The organism is Streptomyces sp. NPDC050988, assembly GCF_044456225.1.
Taxonomy (GTDB): Bacteria; Actinomycetota; Actinomycetes; order Streptomycetales; family Streptomycetaceae; genus Streptomyces.
In genome coordinates this window covers 23,952-40,019 of record NZ_JBITFQ010000008.1, presented here as the reverse complement: position 1 = coordinate 40,019, position 16,068 = coordinate 23,952, and the positions used below count along the sequence as shown (strand labels likewise).

At 71.3% G+C, this 16,068-nt stretch carries 12 protein-coding genes and 2 pseudogenes; 6 read left to right on the top strand and 8 right to left on the bottom strand.

Annotated elements, in window-relative coordinates:
• Positions 1 to 31: 31 nt before the first annotated feature.
• From ACIBEI_RS19490 to ACIBEI_RS19480, 3 genes are all read right to left on the bottom strand, one after another.
• On the bottom strand, positions 32 to 1,597 hold the full coding sequence (locus ACIBEI_RS19490) for a GMC family oxidoreductase (protein ID WP_398890348.1): 1,566 nt from the start codon (positions 1,595 to 1,597) through the stop codon (positions 32 to 34).
• 82 nt (positions 1,598 to 1,679) lie between these two features.
• Positions 1,680 to 2,627: a helix-turn-helix domain-containing protein gene (locus tag ACIBEI_RS19485; RefSeq protein WP_398890346.1), complete on the bottom strand. Its 948-nt coding sequence runs from the start codon at positions 2,625 to 2,627 to the stop codon at positions 1,680 to 1,682.
• Between the two features lie 222 nt (positions 2,628 to 2,849).
• Positions 2,850 to 4,235, bottom strand: coding sequence for an alpha/beta hydrolase-fold protein (locus ACIBEI_RS19480; RefSeq protein ID WP_398890344.1), 1,386 nt, complete (start codon positions 4,233 to 4,235; stop codon positions 2,850 to 2,852).
• 429 nt (positions 4,236 to 4,664) lie between these two features.
• Between ACIBEI_RS19480 and ACIBEI_RS19475 the strand changes: the two genes are divergently transcribed.
• On the top strand, positions 4,665 to 6,113 hold the full coding sequence (locus tag ACIBEI_RS19475; protein WP_398890342.1) for a hypothetical protein: 1,449 nt from the start codon (positions 4,665 to 4,667) through the stop codon (positions 6,111 to 6,113).
• Positions 6,114 to 6,170: 57 nt separating this feature from the next.
• On the opposite strand, the pseudogene ACIBEI_RS19470 reads toward ACIBEI_RS19475, so the two are convergent.
• Positions 6,171 to 6,443: pseudogene (locus ACIBEI_RS19470) on the bottom strand (L,D-transpeptidase); the annotation flags it as partial.
• Between the two features lie 2 nt (positions 6,444 to 6,445).
• Here ACIBEI_RS19470 and ACIBEI_RS19465 point away from each other — a divergent pair.
• Together ACIBEI_RS19465 and ACIBEI_RS19460 are read left to right on the top strand one after the other, a co-directional pair.
• Positions 6,446 to 6,673, top strand: a pseudogene (locus tag ACIBEI_RS19465) (ATP-binding protein); the annotation flags it as partial.
• Complete coding sequence (locus ACIBEI_RS19460; protein WP_398890341.1) at positions 6,670 to 7,365, top strand: hypothetical protein; 696 nt, start codon at positions 6,670 to 6,672, stop codon at positions 7,363 to 7,365. The pseudogene ACIBEI_RS19465 and the gene ACIBEI_RS19460, both read left to right, overlap by 4 nt.
• Positions 7,366 to 7,410: 45 nt before the next feature.
• Here the strand turns inward: ACIBEI_RS19460 and ACIBEI_RS19455 are convergent, their stop codons facing one another.
• Positions 7,411 to 8,247, bottom strand: a complete 837-nt coding sequence (locus tag ACIBEI_RS19455; protein ID WP_398890827.1) for a hypothetical protein — start codon at positions 8,245 to 8,247, stop codon at positions 7,411 to 7,413.
• 363 nt (positions 8,248 to 8,610) lie between these two features.
• On the opposite strand from ACIBEI_RS19455, the gene ACIBEI_RS19450 reads away from it, so the two are divergent.
• Both ACIBEI_RS19450 and ACIBEI_RS19445 read left to right on the top strand, forming a co-directional pair.
• The gene (locus ACIBEI_RS19450; RefSeq protein WP_398890339.1) at positions 8,611 to 10,605 is read left to right on the top strand and encodes a protein kinase; all 1,995 of its coding nucleotides are present in this window, start codon (positions 8,611 to 8,613) and stop codon (positions 10,603 to 10,605) included.
• Between the two features lie 106 nt (positions 10,606 to 10,711).
• Positions 10,712 to 11,494: an FHA domain-containing protein gene (locus ACIBEI_RS19445; RefSeq protein WP_398890337.1), complete on the top strand. Its 783-nt coding sequence runs from the start codon at positions 10,712 to 10,714 to the stop codon at positions 11,492 to 11,494.
• A gap of 29 nt (positions 11,495 to 11,523) precedes the next feature.
• Here ACIBEI_RS19445 and ACIBEI_RS19440 read toward each other — a convergent pair whose 3' ends face one another.
• Both ACIBEI_RS19440 and ACIBEI_RS19435 read right to left on the bottom strand, forming a co-directional pair.
• Positions 11,524 to 12,168 carry an HAD-IA family hydrolase gene (locus ACIBEI_RS19440; RefSeq protein WP_398890335.1) on the bottom strand — a complete coding sequence of 215 codons (645 nt, stop codon included), beginning with the start codon at positions 12,166 to 12,168 and terminating at the stop codon, positions 11,524 to 11,526.
• Between the two features lie 81 nt (positions 12,169 to 12,249).
• A complete protein-coding gene (locus ACIBEI_RS19435; RefSeq protein ID WP_398890333.1) occupies positions 12,250 to 13,536 on the bottom strand; it encodes an MFS transporter in 1,287 nt (428 codons plus the stop codon).
• An 89-nt stretch (positions 13,537 to 13,625) separates the two neighbouring features.
• Here ACIBEI_RS19435 and ACIBEI_RS19430 point away from each other — a divergent pair, with 89 nt between their 5' ends.
• Positions 13,626 to 14,387, top strand: coding sequence for a DeoR/GlpR family DNA-binding transcription regulator (locus tag ACIBEI_RS19430; RefSeq protein ID WP_398890331.1), 762 nt, complete (start codon positions 13,626 to 13,628; stop codon positions 14,385 to 14,387).
• Between the two features lie 57 nt (positions 14,388 to 14,444).
• Here the strand turns inward: ACIBEI_RS19430 and ACIBEI_RS19425 are convergent, their stop codons facing one another.
• Positions 14,445 to 15,989, bottom strand: coding sequence for a fused MFS/spermidine synthase (locus ACIBEI_RS19425; RefSeq protein WP_398890329.1), 1,545 nt, complete (start codon positions 15,987 to 15,989; stop codon positions 14,445 to 14,447).
• Between the last annotated feature and the right edge of the window lie 79 nt (positions 15,990 to 16,068).

The following is a 16,068-nucleotide window of genomic DNA, read 5'->3' as shown; positions in this document are numbered from 1 at the left end:
CGCACTGTTCCGTGACGTGCGTCCGGCCTCCCTACGGGCGCGGCGACGGCCGGGCCGGCTCCGACAGGAGGAAGTCGGCGCAGCGCTCGCCGATCATGACGGTCGGGGCGTGGGTGTTGCCGGAGGGGACGGCCGGCATGACCGAGGCGTCTGCGACGCGCAGGCCCGGGACGCCGTGGACGCGGAGTCGGGGGTCCACGACGGCGTCGGGCCCGGTGCCCATACGGCAGGTACCGACCTGGTGGTGGTAGCTGGCCAGGTTGCGTTTGACGTACGTGGCGATGTCGTCGTCGGTGACCACTCCCGGCCCGGGCGCGACCTCGCGCGCACACCACTCGGCGAGCGCCTTCTGCTCCCCGATCTCCCGCGTCTGCTGCACCGCCGTCACCATCGCCCGCAGGTCGTACGGCTCGGCGAAGTACCGGGGGTCGAGGGCGGGCGCCTCGGTGGGATCGGCGGAGCGCAGCCACAGCCGGCCGCGGCTGAGGGTGCGGATCGTGCCCGGGGCGATGCTGTAGCCGTGCCCCTCCTCCGGGACCTCCTGGCCCACGACGGGCAGCGGCACGTGGGACATCACCGGTTGGAGGTCGGGAGCGGCCAAGGCGGGGTCGGTCTTCGCGAAGTACTGGGCCTCGATCTTGTTGGACGTGCCCGGCGGTACCGGGCGGGCCGACTCGTACACCACCGGGGCGAGCGCGTGATCGTGGAGGTTGGCGCCCACCCCCGGCAGGTCGGCGACCACGCCGATGCCCAGCGCACGCAGCTCGTCGGCCGGGCCGATCCCGCTGAGCAGCAGCAGGTGGGCGGAGCCGATGGTGCCGCAGGACAGGACGACCTCGCCGTCGTCGGCGCAGCGCACGGCGGTGAGCCGGCCGTCCTTGACGATCTCGACTCCGCGGGCCCGTCCGCCCTCACCCTCGACGAGGATCCGGACGACCGGCGATCCTGTCATCACCGTCAGCAGGGGGCTGTCGAGCACGGGCTGCACGAAGGCGGTCCAGGCGCTGACCCGCCTGCCGTCACGGACGTTGAGGTGGAGCAGGTTGACGCCGAGGATCTCCTCGCCGTTGCAGTCGTCGTTGTACGGGATCCCGTACTGCTCGCACGCCTCCACGAAGGCGACGGAGACCGGGTTGGGCGCGTGGTTGCGGGTGACCGGCATCGGGCCGCCCGACCCGTGGAAACGCGAGGGGCCGTCCTCGAAGTCCTCCGAGCGCCTGAAGTACGGCAGGACCTCGTCGTACGACCAGCCGGTGGCGCCGTACCGGGTGGCCCAGTCGTCGTAGTCCGACCGGTGCCCGCGCACGTAGATCATGGCGTTGATGGCGCTGGTCCCGCCGAGCACCCGGCCCCGCGGCCAGAACACCCGTGTGCCGTCGGCGTGTTGCTGGGGCTCGGTGAGGTAGGCGTAGTCCTCGGGCGAGGTCCACAGTTCCCACATGCGGCCCGGGTCGTGGATGGCCGGGTTGTCGTCCTGGCCGCCGGCCTCGATCAGCAGGACGCTGCGGCCGGCGTCCACGAGCCGGCGGGCGACGACACAGCCGGCGGAACCGGCGCCCACCACGATGTGGTCGTACGTGTTCTGAAGGGTCTCCATGCCGGGAAGGGTGCCGCGTGGTGCGCGGCCGGGCTTTCGTCGCGGTGCACGGGGAGTTGCCCGGCTGAGCACGGTCACCCGGTCATCGCGCCGCGCGGGCCTCGCTCGGGCTGATGCCGTACGCCGTCTTGAATGCGTGGCTGAAGTGGGCCGGGCCGGGGAAGCCCCAGCGGCCGGCGATGGCGCCGACCGGGAGGTGCGACAGCGCCGGGTCGGCGAGGTCGCGGCGGCAGCGGGCGAGCCGTTGTTCGCGGATCCAGCCCGAGACGGTGTACCCGTGCTCGGCGAGCAGTTTGTACAGGTAGCGGCGTGAGATGTGATGGGCCTCCGCGATCCGGTCCGGGCCCAACTCCGGGTCGGCGAGCCGCTGTTCCATGTAGGCGAGGATGCGCCGAGCGAGTACCTGCCGGCCGTCGTCGTACCGCGGCGCCCGGTCGGCACCCATGTGTTCCGCGAGGAGGGTGCCCACGAGATCGGCCACGTTGTCGGCGAGCCGGGGCGTGCCGAGCGACTCCAGCTCGTCCACCTGACGGGCCAGTCCGTACAGGAAGGGGCGCACCACCGTGCCCAGGCCGGCGCGGCAGGACACCGAGACGGCCGTCACGCGGGCCAGCTCGCGGTCCGGTATCCGGAGCATCGTCCGGGGGAACATCAGGGCCAGACTGCGGCCGGGCCGGTCGGTGTCGAGCGTGTACGGGCGCCGGGTGTCGTAGACCGCGAGTTCACCCGGTCTCAGCTCGGCCTGGTGGTCTCCCTGGGTGAGCACGCAGTGCCCGGTCAGCTGGAGACTCACCTTGACATGGTCGGACGCGTCCGACCCGGCGGGCCGTCGGCTGCGAGCCGTGTGCGGTGGGGTGGTGACGACCGACACCTGAACCGGGCCGACCCGGGCGATCCGCAACTGCGCGTGGAAATCCGGCCCTTCACGCGGCACGATCTCCAGGGGCACGAAGCTCCGGCTGACCGTGTCCCGCCAGAACTCCAGCCTCGTCGCGGTGTTCCCGTCGCTCGGCGTCGTGATCGAGGCCATGCGCTGCTCCCCTCCCCGGGTCCGGCCCGAGCACGGGACCGGACGGCCGACCCGTGACGTCGGAGTCTAGGCCGACCGGGCCCGAGTGCACCCCGGCCGGACGCCGACAGCCGACGGCCGGCCGTACCCGGAGCCGGACCGGTGGGGGGTGAGGAGCCGGGCCGGAGCCGGACCGGTGCGGGGTGAGGAGCCGGGGCCGGAGAGGGCGGCTGCCCACTGTGCCTACAGGGACTGGCGCATGATCCAGTCCCGGATGCCGGGGATCGTGTAGGCGACCTGCCAGGTGGCCATGTGCGCGCTGGTGGTGGAGCCGGACGGTACGACCGTGCCGGTCTCGAAGGCCGAGAAGTTCACCGGGGTCCGCTGTGCCGTCATGCTCCGGACGTCCGCGGCGAACTCCGCGGCCGTGGACCGCCCGTCCCACAGGGCGGTGCTGACCGGCGTGCCCTGCTCCTGGATGACCTCGGTGATGGCCTGCTCACCCGGGTACGCCTTGGTGTCGTCCGCGGCGACGAGGATCCACAGGTTCTTCTTCGCCAGCGGCGCGGCCTGGGTCTCCGGCCACTGTCCGGCGACGATGAACGCGGCGGCGAACAGGTCGGGGTACCTGATGTGCAGGCCCAGCGACATCATCGCGCCCATCGACTGCCCGGTCGTGTAGCGCCGCTTCGGGTCGATGCCGTACTGCCGCGTCACCGACTCGACGAGGGTGGCGGTGGCTTCGAACAGCGTCGACGGCTCGTAGTTGTCGTCGATCACCACGGACCCGTACTCGGGGGCCAGTACGAAGGACTCGTGCCGGGCCTGGTCCTGCGGGCTCGCCCAGCACACCGCGCCGAGGCCCTGGACCAGGGGGCCTTCCGTCGCCACGTTGACCACGCTCGCGTCGTGCATGAACAGCACGAGCGGGTAGCGCTTGCGCGGGTCGTAGTTCTTCGGGACGAACAGGTTGTACCTCAGGGTCTGCCCGGTCGCCGGGTCGGCGAACGAGAACTGCTGGAAGTCGTCGACGATCAGGTTCACCACCGCGTCGGTGGACAACGCCGTGCCGTCCGCGGTGTAGCGGGTACCGCGGGTCGTGGTGACGGTGCCCGTCTGGGTCAGCGTGGCCTTGGCCGCGACGATGGTTCCGCCCGGTGTGGTGTCACCGACCACCGGGCCGCCCGCCCCGGGCCCGCCGCCGGAATCGCCCGACCCGTCGCCGGAACCGTCGGTGGGAGGAGTGCTGGAGCCCTGCTTGGTCACCCACAGGGCCGCCGCCGTGTCGTCCGGCGACAGTTCCACGACGACGTACCGGCCTGCCCTGCCCCGCTGCGCCAGGCCGGCCGTCCGGTTCGCGTAGACCTTGGTGACGGTGCGATCGGTGACCTTGAACGTCGAGGTCGACAGGGCGGAGCCGTCGATGTCCCGGTCGTACTCCACCGCCACCGCGACGAGCTTCTGTCCGGAGCCGAAGACCTGCGTGATGGCGGTGACGCTCCGCACGTGGTCACTCCCCGGGCCCGTGCCGGCCGCCTCGTCGGCGGCGCTGGGGCCGGCCCCGGCGAACACCGCCAGGGCGCCGGCGGTCGCGGTCGCGGATCCGGCCATGAACGTACGCCTGTCCATGAAGATGAGCTCCTTCGGGATGGGGTTCCAGGGCTGCCGCGTTCCACTCTCCCGCCCAATTCTGTGAAGCGGTTCAAAGATTACAGACCGTTTCCACAGGAGGCGTAGAGGTTCCCTGGTCACGTGCGTGAATTCGCGGAGTGCAACCTTAGATATCGCCCCGCAATTGTTGACGCCCGGTAGGTCCGGTGTGACGATCCTGGCGCGCCGGGTCGCCGCCCACCTGCGACGGTGACGCCGGAATGGGCAGGAAGGGCGATATTCGGCCAGGTTTTGGAGTGGCCCACCGTGGACCCGGCGCCCCGGTGTCGTGCGTTTTCTCACATTACCGACTGCGGAAATTCGCAGAATTCCGACTGTTTGCCCGGTGTCGCGGCGGACGTATTCGGCCCCGCCGGGCAGGACATCTCGAGTGCGAAGGAGAAAGCTGTGGTTGCCAAGAATGAGCCTGCGGTTCCCAGGAACGAGAACGAGGACACCCGCCCCGGTGGCCCGCTGCACCGGCGGTCGTTCCTGGGCGGCTCGGTCGCCGCGGCCGTGGCGGCGATGTCCCTCGCGAACGGACCGGCGGCGCGGGCGTCGGACGCCGAACCGGCCGAATTGGCCGAACTGGCCGGAGCCGCCGGAGCGGCCGGAGCGGGGCTGAAGGTGGGGGCCGGCCGGGCCGCGATCGGCATCCCGTCCTCCCTCCTGCCGCTCGACGGCTTCACCACGGTCCACGACGACCTCTACGTACGGATCCTCCTGCTGGAGAACGGCTCGCACCGGGTGGCGCTCGCCGTCCTCGACCTGACGTCGATCGGCGCGGAGGCGATCGCCGGGATGAGGACAGCCATCGCGAAGGCGTCCGGAGTGGCGACGGCCGACATCGTGGTGACCGTGACGCACACGTTCTCCGCCCCGCATGTGCAGGCGGCCGGCACGTCACCGGCGGCGGCCCAGTACGTGCGGCAGATCACGCGGGCGACCGAGACCGCGGTCGCGCAGGCGGTCGCGGGACTGCGGCCGGCGCGGGTCGGGTTCGGGACCGGCGAGTGCGACGTGAACGTCAACCGGGATGTCCGCACGGCCGACGGCTGGTGGCTCGGCACCGGTGAGTCGGGTTCGTCGGACAAGAGCGTGGGTGTCACCCGCTTCGACGACCTGGACGGCAGGCCCCTCGCCGTCCTCGTCAACTACAGCGTCCAGTCCTCGGTCATGATGCAGTCGGTCATGGCCAACGGAGACCTGCCGATCACGGCCGACCTGGCGGGCGCGGCGGTGCGGCACCTGGAGAAGCAGTACGACGGCGACGTCGTCGGATTCTTCCTGGTCGGCTCATGCGGCGACCAGTCACCGGCGTTCAGGTCGAAGCGCTACACCATCGACAAGGACAGGAAGTGGTCCCAGGTCGACGCCCGGGACGCCGGCTGGCTGCTGCTGACCGTGCAGGGCGAGCGCCTCGGCACCGAGGCCGTCCGGGTCAGCGAGGGCATCAGGACCTCCGGCGGCGGCTCGGGCTCGACGGTGCGCCTGCTCACCGACTCCGTCACGGTCGGCACGGTGCCGGGAGGGCACCCGACGGGGCCGACGAAGACGTACGACTTCACCCCGAACGGCACGGCCGACGTGCCGATCTGGATCCTCCAGGTCGGGAACGGGGTGTTCGCGGGTGTCTCCCCCGAGCTGTCCACCGACACGGCGCTGGCCATCAGGAAGCACTCGCCGTTCCCGCACACCGCCGTCATGTCGATGCTCGAGGGCGGCGCGAAGAACATGGCCGAGGCGCAGAGCTACGCCCGGATCACGTACGAGGCGATGGACTCGTCGTACGCCCAGGGCGCGGCCGAGACCGTCGCGGCGAAGATCGGCGCGATGCTGCACTCCCTGCACGGCTGAACCGCACGCCTGAACCGCACGGCTCAACTGCTGTGTTGAACCACACGGCCGAACCGCTCAGCTCAGCGCGCTCTTCCGCTGCCACTCGCTCCACGAGAGGTTCCATGCGCCGAAGCCGTTGCCGGGCGCGACCACGCCCTTGGTGTCCTTGCCGGTGATCTCGAACGGGTCGCCGGGCCGCACCTGCCCGTAGAACCAGGCCGCGTTCGCGTCGCTCATCCCTATGCAGCCGGAACTCTGGTTGGAGTTGCCGAAGTAGCGGGCGTTCCACGGGGCGGCGTGCGCGTACATGCCCGACCAGGTCAGCCGCATCGAGTGCTCGACCATCTTGCGCGGACAGCGGGCCGGGCATTCGGCCCGCGGTGCTCCCGCACATCTTCGACCGCTTCTACAAGGCCGACGCGGCCCGCACCCGCTCGGCGGGCAGCGGCCTGGGACTGGCGATCACCCTGGAGAACGTGAAACTGCACGGCGGGACGATCCACGCGGGGAACCGTCCCGAGGGCGGCGCCGTCTTCGCCGTCGAGATACCGCTTCACGTGGAGAGGGCCGGCGGATGAGGCGTGCGCGGACGCGCCGACGTGCGGCGGCCGTCGCCTTCGCTCTCGCCTTCGCGGCGGTCGTACCCCTGCTCGGTGGCTGCGGTATCCAGGAGACCGACGCCATCGAGGCGGGCGGTCCCGCCAGCTCCCAGGCCTTCTTCAACCGCGACCAGGAAATACTGCTGTTCTTCCGTTCCCCCGACGGCGGGCTGAGCCCCGTGATCCGGACGCCCGCGAGCTCGTCCGTGTTCGACGGCTACGTCGAGGGCTCCGGAGAGCTGAACTCCGATGACACGGCTGAGCCGGTACCGACGGAGAAGGCCGTCCTGGCGCTGCTCGGCGGTCCGGGGAAGGAAGACCGGGCCGCCGGCCTGAGCACGTCCCTCCCCGCCGCCCTCCCCGGCGGGACCGTCAAGGTCGAACTCCTGCCGGGCGGCAGGGTAACGACCCGCCTGCCCTTCCCTCTGGAGGGACTGGACACCACCGCTCTACGCCAGCTGACCTGCACGATCGCCTACAACCAGGATGCCGACGGCCAGGTCGTCGTGCAACTGACGGGCCAGGACGGCACATCGAGATCCGCCACCTGCGGACTCGCCCCCGGCAGCACGGCCAGCACGGGCAGCACGGGCAGCACGGGCGACACCGGCGACGTACCCACGGGGACCGAAACTCGGGCACGGCCCACCCCGCCCGCCGCGTCCGGCTGAGAACGCGTCACACGGGGCCGGTGAGTTCCCGTCGGCGCCCGCGGCTCAGTGGTCGTCGGTGATCGTGGTCGCGATGCCGTTGCTGATCTCGACCTCGGCGGAGAAGCCCTTCTTGGCCGCAGCCTCCAGCTGGGCCTCGGTGCACTCGATGCCGCCCTCGCCGCCGGGCCCGGTGTTCACGGCGTCGCAGATGTCGTCGTAGCCCATGATCTTGGTGTCGTCGGCGACGAGGAACTGCTGCTCGGTGCCCTTCATGTCGGAGACGGTGTACTTGCCCGGCGCCAGGTAGGAGACGTTGCCGAACCAGGTTCCGTTGACGCCCTTGCCCTTGTTGACGCCTTCGACGACCGTCTCGTCGCGGCCGGAGGACGAGTCGGAGTCCGAGTCCGAACCGGAGGAGCCGGAACCGGAACCGGAGCCGGTGTCCTGCTGGGCTGCGCGGCGCTCGCTCACCAGGGTCGCGACGCCGTTCTTCATCTCCACGTCGGCGTTCACGGCACCCTTCTTGAGGGCCGCCTCCAACTGGTCCGGCGTGCACGGCGCGTCCACCTTGGAGCCGGCCTCGCCGCATATGGTGCCGACGCCGTAGACCTCGGTGTCGTCGGCGACCCAGAACTGCTGGTCCTCCTTGCCCGGTACGGACACGATGTACTTGCCCGGGGCGAGATAGGTGACCTTGCCGTTCTTGAACGAGCCGCTGACGCCCTTGGCGTTCTTGGCGTTCTTGGAGTCCGAGGCCTTGTCCGCGGCCACCGGGCTCGTGGTGCCCTTCGGGCTCTTGCCGGACGAACTGTCGTCGGTCCCGTTCTGGCATGCCGTCATCAGCAGACCGGCGGTGAGCGCGGCGGTGGCGACGACGGCCTGGCGCAGGCGGCGGTTCATCACGGGAGGTTCCTTCCGAAGCGGGGGTAGCGGGGAGCCGGTGGCGCATCCGCCGTTCCCGCTCTGTGATCACTATGAGGTCTCCCGGGTCCCGCAGGTCACGCCTGTCCTCGCTTCAGAACAGCGCGGTCACACAGCCGTGACACAGCAACACATCGGCTGCGTACGCCAGTTGGCCGACGCCACCTCGCGGCGGACCGCGAGGCCCGCCGGAGCCGCACCGCCGATGCCCTGAACCCGGCCCGCTGTGGGGATTCGGGGCGGGTCCGCGCGAAGTCCGGTGAAGCCGATCACTGCCAAGTTCGGGCTGAGTACACTCCGTGACCTGGCAGGGCGGACAGTTGTGGGGCGAGGGGTGGCGCGGTGCTGGTGACGCCGGAGGCCGGGGACAGGATCGCCGACCGGTATCTCTTGCGGGAGCCCATCGGCAGGGGCGGGATGGGCGTCGTCTGGCTGGCCTGGGACGAGCGGCTCGAACGGCGCGTCGCGGTCAAGTGCGCACGCCTGGACGACGATCGGGCCACGCGCCGGCTCATGGGCGAGGCGCGCAACGCCGGGCGGCTGCACCACCCGAACATCGTGGGCGTCTTCGACTTCGTCGACGAGGGCGCCACCTGCTGGATCATCATGGAGTACGTCCCCTCGCGCAGCCTCGCCCAGATGATGACGGAGGGCGGCCCGCTCACGCCCGAGGAGGCCGGATCGATCGGCTGCCAGATCGCGGCCGCGTTGGCGAAATCCCACAACGAGGGTGTGGTGCACGGCGATGTGACGCCGGAGAACATCCTCGTCACCGACGAAGGCATCGCGAGACTCACCGACTTCGGGATCTCGCGGGCCCTGTGGAGCGACGTCACCCACAGCACGACGGCCGGTGTGCGCGGCAAACCCCGCTATCTGGCCCCGGAGTTGGCCAAGGGGCAGCCCGCGGGCGAGAAGTCCGACGTGTTCTCCCTGGGTGCCTCCCTGTTCTCGGCGGTCGAGGGCCGGTCGCCGTACGGGGAGGCCGAACACCCCATGGCGTATCTGGCCCGCGCCGTCGAGGGACACATCGAGCCCGCGCTCCGGGCCGGCCCGCTGGACGAGCCGCTCACCGCCCTGCTGGAGGTGGAGCCCCGGCGCCGGCCCGACGCCGCGAGGGCACAGCAGCTGCTGACGCGCGCCGCACCCCCGCCCCCGCACCTACAGGAGCGGTTGCACGACAGCGGTACGGGGGGCGGTCGCGGGGACCTCGCGTCCCGCACGCTCCGGCTGCCGCGGCTCCTGCGCCGCCCGGGGGACTACACGCCCTTCATGCTTCAGCCACCACGGCCCGTACGCCGCCACCGCCACCACCCCTTGGTGATCACGGGGGTCGCGCTGGTCGCGGCGGGCGCGATCACGGCCGGACTCGTCCTCTTCGGCCCGTGGGCCTCGGACGACGAGGGGGACGAGGGCGACAAGGGCGGCCGTACCGACGCGAAACCGCCGGTCGCGGCGCGGGCCGGTGCCATCGGCGACGAGCGCACGGCGGACCCCTGCGGGCTGATGGGCGCGGCCTCGCTGAGCCGCTTCGGCGGTACGGAACTGGACCCCGACTACGGGGAGATCGACCGGTGCGACGTCCTGGTGCGCAACAACAGCGGTGACGACAACGCGGACGTCGAGGTGAACCTCGACTCGGACCGTGACGAGTTCGAAGACATCGTGTCCACCCGGCTGGTCGGCAGCCTCACGGTCGTGACGCTCAAGCGTGACGGGAACGCCTGCGAACGGGCGGTCCTGACCACCGACGGCAAGCAGATCCGCGTCATCGGCAAGCAGCTCAACAAGGTGTCGCCCGACCCGTGCCAGCTGGCCGACGCCGCCTCGGACCGCGTCGTCGGTGTGCTGGCAGAGGGCCCGGTCCCCCGCCGTTCGTCGCCGCCGGCCAAGAACTCCCTGGCCCGGCTCGACGCCTGCGCGCTGCTCGACGCCACCGAGCTCAAGAGGCTTCCCGGCGTCAAGGCGGACAACGACGACGGCGGCTTCGGTTCCTGGAGCTGCGACTGGTCGAGCGACGACGGCGACCGCGAGGTGGAGATCCAGTTCAGCCGGGACAACTCCCTGGACGCCGACGACGGAAAGCCGGTGAACGTCGCCGGCACGAAGAGCTACGTCGTCGCGGACGAGGCCGAGGACGACAGCTGCACCGTACGGACTCCGCACCGCACCTACCGGAACGCGGTCGGCGATCCCACCACGGAGCACCTCCAGCTGACCGTGTACGCCCCGCAGTCCGCGAAGCAACTGTGCGACACGGCAACGGAGTTCGCCGCGGTCGTCGTACGGAACATCGCGAAGCGGCTGCCGGGGACGGGGACGGGGACGGGGACGTGACATGACCGAGCCGGGGATGGCACGCAGACGGCCGGGGGACCGACGGCCGGGGGAGCGGGATCCGGGGGAGCGACACCCGGGGGAGCGATACCCGGGCAGGCGGGGAATGCCCGCTCCAGGCGGCCGGCTCCTGGCCGCCACCCACGGGAGCCTCGCCCGGGGCGCGTCCGCGCCGCTGCCCGGCACCCTCTTCGCGCTCGCGCTGACCGGCGGTATGACACTGGGGCCCGGGGACGGGCGCGAGGTCCTGTTCGGCCGCAACCGGCCCGAGGTACACGTCTGCCTCGGCGAGGACGACCCCCGGCTCAGCCGCCACCAGGGCACGCTCACCCACCGGGAAGGCCGCTGGTGGGTGAGCAACGCCGGGCGCCTGCCGATTCGGTGCGCCGGGGCCCGCCTGCTGTTCCGGGGCGAGGAGCCACTGCCGCTCGACATCGGCTACACCCCGCTGTTCGTCGGCGGTTCACGGGGCCGCGAGCACCTGCTGGAGGTCTTCGTCACCGGCCCCGAGGGCGAGCGACCACTGCCGCGGCACGGTGACGTCACCCGCCCGCCCCGGGTGTGGATCCTGACCGAGCAGGAGAAGCTCGCCCTCGTCGTCCTGGGTCGCCGGTACCTGCTCCACGAGCCCCGGCCGCAGCCCCTGACCTGGCGACAGACCGCCGCCCAACTCGCCGAGTCCCAGCCGCACGCGGGCTGGACGGACAAACGCGTCGAACACCTGGTCAACGGCGTACGCACCCGCCTGTCCCGCGACGGCGTCCCCTGGCTGACCCGCGAGGAACTCGGCGAGCCCCTGGGCAACGCCCTCAACGACAACCTGATCCGCGCACTGCTGTCGTCGACGACGCTCGTACCGATGGACCTGGCATTGATCGACGCCGTCTGACACGTGCTCACGGTGTCTCATGTCAGGTGTCATTTCCGCGTGGGGCGTCGAGTGGGCAGCCAGGTGTCGATGGCGGCCGTCAGTTCGTCGCGGTCGGTGAAGAGGTGTCCGTTCATGCCCACGGCCCGCGCGGCGCGTACGTTCTCCTCGCGGTCGTCGACGAAGAGGAAGTCGGCCGGGGCGGCCCGCATGGCGATGACGCAGTGATGGAAGGCCGCCGGGGCCGGCTTGGCCGCCTTGATCCTCCCGGAGAAGGCGACGTGGTCCAGGGTGTGCAGCCAGGGCTGCGCGGCGAGGAAGGCGTCCGCGTGGTCCGAGGGGATGTTGGACAGCAGGGCGACCTCGGTGACGGCGCGGAGGGACTGGGCGTAGGCGACCATCCGGTTGTCGACGCGCGACCAGCTGTCGATGTCGGCGAGGCGCAGTTCCTCGATCGTGTCGGCGTCGGCGTCGGCGTTGACTTCGACGGACAGGGATCGCAGTACGGCGGTCCAGTACTCGGGCGCGGACTGCAGGCCCGCGTCGTAGGGCGGGCGGCAGGCCCAGTAGGCCGTGGTGAAGGCGTCGGTGGGTGTGTGACAGCGGGCGGCCATCTTCGCCAGGGCGCCCGGGCGTTGGTGGCGGGCTATGACCCCGAAGAGGTCGAACAGCACGATGTGTCGGTCGGTGGGCATGGTGAGGGTTCCTCCGGGTTCTGACGGCGGGGGCGGGAGGAAAGCCTGTGCGGCACGGAGTGAGCCGTGCCGCACAGGCGGTCAGTGGCTGCCGTGTGCCATCTCGCGCGCGTGGCGCGTGCGGCGCGTGCGGTCGGAATCGGTGCGCAGGATCCCGGCGGCCCCAGCGGTGATCGCACACAGCAGGATCAGCAGTACGAAGGTGTGGTTCAGGGCGGTGAAGTGGGTCAGCCAGCCGATGACGGCGGGGCCGGCGAGCATGCCGACGTAGCCGAGCCCGGCGACGCGGGAGACATTGGCCCCCGCGGCGGCGGGGTCGGCGTGCCCCGCCGCGCTGAACAGCTGCGGGACACAGCCGGACAGCCCCAGACCGAACAGCGCCCACCCCGCGAACGCGGCCCACATCCACGGGGAGACGGTCACGATCGCGATGCCGACGGCAGCCGTCGCCGCGCCGTGACGGAGGATCGCCATGGACCCGAACCGGGCGACGAGGCGGTCGGCGAGCAGCCTGCCGATGGTCATGGTCGCCGCGAAGGTGCCGTACGCGAAGGCGGCCGTGCTCGCGGGTGCGCCGAGGACGTCCTTCAGGTGCAGCGCGCTCCAGTCGTTGGCGGCTCCCTCGCACAGCATGACCATCAGGGCCAGGGCGGCGAGGACCCAGATGCGCCCGCTGGTGGAGCGGCGCGCGGTGGCCGGTGCCTGCCCGGCCTTCCCCGTAGAGGCCGCCTCCCCCGTGGAGTCGGCCTCACGTGCGGAGCCGGTGTCGGCAGCGGCGGGTACGGCAGCGGCGGGTACGGCAACGGCGGGCGCCGCCGGCAGCAGGGCCCGTGCCGACGCCAGGGCGATCACGATGCCCAGGGCTCCCATGGTGGCCATGCCCGCGGCAGGGCTCAGCCCGGCGCTCGCCGTAGCCGCTCCGACGAGCGCGGCGAGGACGCCGCCGACCGAGAACGTGGCGTGGAAGGCGGACATGACGGGCCGGCCGTACGCCTTCTCCACATGCACGGCGTGGGCGTTCATGCTCACGTCCAGGCAGCCGTTGCAGAACCCGAAGACCAGCAGGGCACCTGCCAGCGCCCACGGCTCCCGGGGAAGGCCGGGCAGCACCAGGGCCGCGCTGCACAGCACGCCGGTGGCGGGGACGACGACGCGCGCCCCGAGATAGTCGGTCAGACGCCCGGCCACCTGCATACCGACGAAGGCCCCCAGCCCCAGCAGCACCAGCAGCCCCCCGAGCGTGGCGTGACTGATGCCCACGCGCTCCTCGACGGCGGGGATGTTCACCACCCAGGTGCCCATCAGAGTGCCGCAAAGACTGAAGTAGACGAAGGTCGCGACTCGGGCGGCTCGAAGCGAATGATTCATGAAATCCACCGTAACGAACATCCGATGCGATCGAATGCTGTCACTTCGCACACATTGAATGTTCGTTTCGGGTCGTGTTCAATCGCGGGATGAGCAGCACAGACCGGCACGGGATGATCGCGCAGGCCGTCAGGGAGTCGGGAAGGATCACGGTCCAGGAACTCGTCGACCTGACCGGCGCCTCCGAGATGACCATCCGGCGCGACCTCGACGCGCTGGCCGCGCAAGGCGTCCTGGAGCGCGTCCGTGGCGGCGCGCGCACCCTGCTGCTCCGGGGGCAGGAGCCGCCGTTCGCGCTGCGTGCCCACGAGGGAGTCGATGCCAAGCGCCGCATCGCGGCCGAGGTGTCCTCGCTCATCGCCGACGGCGAGACCGTCCTCCTCGACAGCGGCACCACCTGCCTGGAGGTCGCCCACCTGCTGCGCCGGCGCCCGGTCACGGTGATGCCTCTGTCCTTGCAGGCCATCCACGTACTGGGCGAGGTCCCGAGCACGGCCACGCTCATGGTCCCCGGCGGTCAGCCGCGGGCCGCCGAGGGAGCCCTCACCGGCCCTCTCACCCTCACGTCCCTGTCGGCACTGCGCTTCGACACGGCCGTCATGGGCTGCTGCGGTCTGAGCGCGGCCGAGGGCCTGACCGCGTACGACCTCGACGACGCGGCCGTGAAGAAGGCCGCCATCGCCTCCACCCGCCGCGTCATCGTCGCCACCGACGGCAGCAAGCTCGGCCGCACCGCCTACGCCCACGTCGGCCCCGCCACCCTCCTGCACACACTCGTCACCGACACGGCGGCCCCGGCCGACGAGATTACGGCCCTCGAAACGACCGGCATCGTCGTCAAGGCCGTCTGACAGGACGTAACCGGTACCTCGACGCCTACCGTGAACCGGACGGCAAAGCGAGGGATTTCAGCCGCTGCCGCTGCTGCGTGTGCTGGAGGGCTGGAGGAGCTGGTCGACGGGTGCGTAGTCGTCGGTGAGCGGTCGGGCATCGCCGATCCAGGAGGCGAGTTCGTCGCCGGTGGAGGTCTTCCAGCCGGTCTGCCGGGAGTCCAGCGCTTCCTGGGCCGCTCGCAGGTCGACCGGCCGGTCGGAGGCGAGCACCACCAGATTGCCGCCGTCGGGGGTGCCGGGGTTCGGGGCGAGGCCGATGTCGGCGGGTTCGCCGAGGACGGCCACATGCTCGAACGTCTCGCCGAGGGTGGCCACCTCGGCACGGGCGAAGTCCATGCCGCCGTGGTCGATGAGGTTGGCGACGTACAGGCCGTCCTCGTCGAGCACCCGCCGTACGTCCGTCATCGCCTCCACCGTGGTGAGGTGCCACGGCACGCTGACGCCCCCGAACGCGTCGCCGACGACGAGGTCACGACTGCCGTCGTCCAGCCGCCGCAGACCGAGCCTGCCGTCCTCGGCGCGTACGTCGATACCGGCGCCCGGTCCCAGACCGAGTCGCTCGCGGTTGATGCGTACGACCCCGCTGTCGATCTCGGACACGAGGCTGCGCGTCCCGGGCCGGGTGGCGGCGAGGTAACGGGGAAAGGTGAGCCCGCCGCCGCCCAGGTGGTGGGCGGCCAGTGGCTCACCTTCGGGAAAGGCGGCATCGACCACCGACGCGATGGCGCGCACGTACGCGAACTCCAGGAAGGTCGGATCGTCGACGTCGACGTAGGAGTGCCGCAGGCCGTCCAGAACGAGGGTCCGGCCGCCGGCCCGGTCGGGGTCCGCGACGACCCGTGCGCAGTGGTACTTGGTCTCCGTGTCGCAGGCGCCGGGCGCGACCGTGGTGGCGAGGCCGCCGGCCACGACCACGAGGGTGAGGGCAGGGGTGCCGCTCCACCCGCGCGTCCGCCACTCGATCAGCGCCGCGCCGGCCACCAGCAGTGTTCCGAGGCCGATCAGAATGCCGCTGACCGACAACCGCGACACGAGGACGAAGCCGGTGAGGACGGTGCCGAAGATGGCGCCGACGGTACCGACGCCGGACAGCCGGCCGACCACCGTTCCGGTCTCGGCGAGGCTGGTGAGCCGTAACTTCGTCACGATCGGCGTCACCGCGGAGAGCAGCGCGCCCGGCACGAGTATGGTCAGCGCCGCGATCAGCAGGAGCAGCGCCGGTGCCCACTCCGCGCTGGTGCGCAGCACGGCGGGGGTGAGCGCCACGACCGCTCCCGACACCCCGAGCGCGGGACCTATGAGCCGACGCGGATCGACCTGGTCGGCAACGACCCCACCCAGCCACGACCCGAGGGCGATCGCCGTGAGGGCGATGCCGATCACCATCGTGCTGGTCTCAAGGGTGAGGCCGAGGTAGGGAGCCAGCAGCCGCAGGGCGACGATCTCCACCACAAGGACCGCGGCCGAGGACCCGAACACGAGCGCGGCAGCGGCACGGGGACCCAGACCCTGACTGCGAGACGGGCCCTCGGCGACAGACGAGGACGACGATCCGGTCACGGACGACATCCTCGCACGCGACCCGTCGACCGAACGGGACGGTCGAGCGGCAGCGGGAAGTCACTGCCGGACTCGACGC

Coding starts and splice junctions, on each gene's coding strand:
- ACIBEI_RS19485 (WP_398890346.1), bottom strand. CDS start 2,627: ATGGCCTCGATCACGACGCCGAGCGACGGGAACACCGCGACGAGGCTG.
- ACIBEI_RS19440 (WP_398890335.1), bottom strand. CDS start 12,168: ATGCCCACCGACCGACACATCGTGCTGTTCGACCTCTTCGGGGTCATA.
- ACIBEI_RS19455 (WP_398890827.1), bottom strand. CDS start 8,247: ATGAACCGCCGCCTGCGCCAGGCCGTCGTCGCCACCGCCGCGCTCACC.
- ACIBEI_RS19460 (WP_398890341.1), top strand. CDS start 6,670: ATGAGGCGTGCGCGGACGCGCCGACGTGCGGCGGCCGTCGCCTTCGCT.
- ACIBEI_RS19435 (WP_398890333.1), bottom strand. CDS start 13,536: ATGAATCATTCGCTTCGAGCCGCCCGAGTCGCGACCTTCGTCTACTTC.
- ACIBEI_RS19445 (WP_398890337.1), top strand. CDS start 10,712: ATGCCCGCTCCAGGCGGCCGGCTCCTGGCCGCCACCCACGGGAGCCTC.
- ACIBEI_RS19480 (WP_398890344.1), bottom strand. CDS start 4,235: ATGGACAGGCGTACGTTCATGGCCGGATCCGCGACCGCGACCGCCGGC.
- ACIBEI_RS19430 (WP_398890331.1), top strand. CDS start 13,626: ATGAGCAGCACAGACCGGCACGGGATGATCGCGCAGGCCGTCAGGGAG.
- ACIBEI_RS19490 (WP_398890348.1), bottom strand. CDS start 1,597: ATGGAGACCCTTCAGAACACGTACGACCACATCGTGGTGGGCGCCGGT.